Source organism: Candidatus Clostridium eludens, assembly GCF_045310515.1.
Taxonomy (GTDB): domain Bacteria; phylum Bacillota; class Clostridia; order Clostridiales; family Clostridiaceae; genus Clostridium_B; species Clostridium_B eludens.
The window spans coordinates 1-1584 of the sequence record NZ_JBJHZX010000117.1 but is presented as its reverse complement, the minus strand read 5'-3'; the positions used below and the strand labels follow the sequence as shown (position 1 = coordinate 1584).

Below are 1584 nucleotides of genomic sequence, written 5' to 3'. Positions count from 1 at the left end.
TTTTAGTACCATAAAAGTGTAATTGTTAAACACATCATTAGTGATTTAACATTTGCACTTATTTTTTTATAATAAAGGGAAGTGATTGGTCTGGCGAGGCTGTTTCTGGATTTTTACATCCGTCATAAAAACCGTCATCCACCTCTTATTATGAACATTCGATTAAGCAGGTTGGAACTTATAGATGAGCTTTCGTGTAACGAACTAAAATGAACTGTAATAAGTGTGGGTGGAAACAATTACAAATGATTTTAGGAGGTACATGATGATAAGTGTAGGAATTGATGTATCAAAAGGAAAAAGCACAGTATGTATTTTAAAGCCATATGGAGAGATTGTTAGTGCTGCATTTGAAGTAAATCATACTGAGAAAGAATTGTCGGAATTGGCAATAATGCTTCTTAGATTTGAGGATGAAGTTAAAGTAATCTTAGAGGCTACGGGTGTTTATCATCTTCCGATACTAAGTTATTTACAGGAGCGAGGTATATTTGTAACTGTAATTAATCCATTTGAGATGAAGCAATATCGTAATCAGGGATTAAGAACTGTAAAAACGGACAAGAAAGACTCAATGACTATTGCGAACTACGGCATTGATTTTTGGTTCCGGCTTAAAAACTATGAAATGAATGAAGGTGTATATCAAGAACTAAAAATTTTAGGAAGGCAATATAGTCATTATATGAGAATGAAGATTGAAAGTGTGCAATCACTTACACATCTTTTAGATTATACAATGCCTGGAATTAAAGGTTTGTTAAAAGGGTGGAATGAAGTAAATGGGAAAGATAAGCTATCAGATTTTGTAGACGAATATTGGCATTTCGATAATATCACGAAGAAAACAGAGGAACAATTTGTTAATAGTTACTTGAAATGGGCTCAGAAAAAGGGATACCAGCAAAGCCAGGATAAAGCCATCAAGATTTATTCCCTAGCAAAAGAGGGTATCCCTACACTACCTGCTGATATGCCATCTACTAAAATGATGTTACAACAAGCAGTAAGCGTGTTACGACAAGTAAACACAACTTTGATGATTATTCTAACACAGATGAAAGAATTAGCAAAGACTTTACCAGAATATCCAGTAGTTAGAGCTATGGGTGGTGTTGGTGATGTATTAGCCCCAAAGCTAATAGCTGAGATAGGTGATGCACGAAGATTTCACAGCAGTAAGGCACTAATAGCCTATGCAGGAATAGATGCACCACCATACCAATCAGGAAAATTTACAGGAACTAACCGTAAAATTAGCAAGCGTGGATCATCAATATTACGAAAAATTGGATACGAGACAATGCGAGTGTTAAAGACACATGTGGCACCAGATGATGATGCAGTATACTGGTATATTCTGAAAAAAGAAGCTGAGGGTAAACCAAAACGGGTAGCTAAAATAGCAGGCTTAAATAAATTTTTACGAATTTACTATGCAAGAGTAATGGAAGTTTATCAATAAAAAACAAAATAGGTGTTTAAAAAATCGGCTGAAAGAAACTGGTCTTTTTGTAATGCAATAAATTTTTTAAAAATATAAACTTGTCAAAAAAGCGCTTGACTTTTCTTAGCAGGTTTTTA

Annotated in this window: 1 protein-coding gene; it reads left to right on the top strand. The window is 34.3% G+C overall.

What is annotated here, in order from left to right:
• Positions 1 to 265 precede the first annotated feature (265 nt).
• Positions 266 to 1465 carry an IS110 family RNA-guided transposase gene (locus tag ACJDU8_RS25420; protein WP_423244621.1) on the top strand — a complete coding sequence of 400 codons (1200 nt, stop codon included), beginning with the start codon at positions 266 to 268 and terminating at the stop codon, positions 1463 to 1465.
• Positions 1466 to 1584 lie beyond the last annotated feature (119 nt).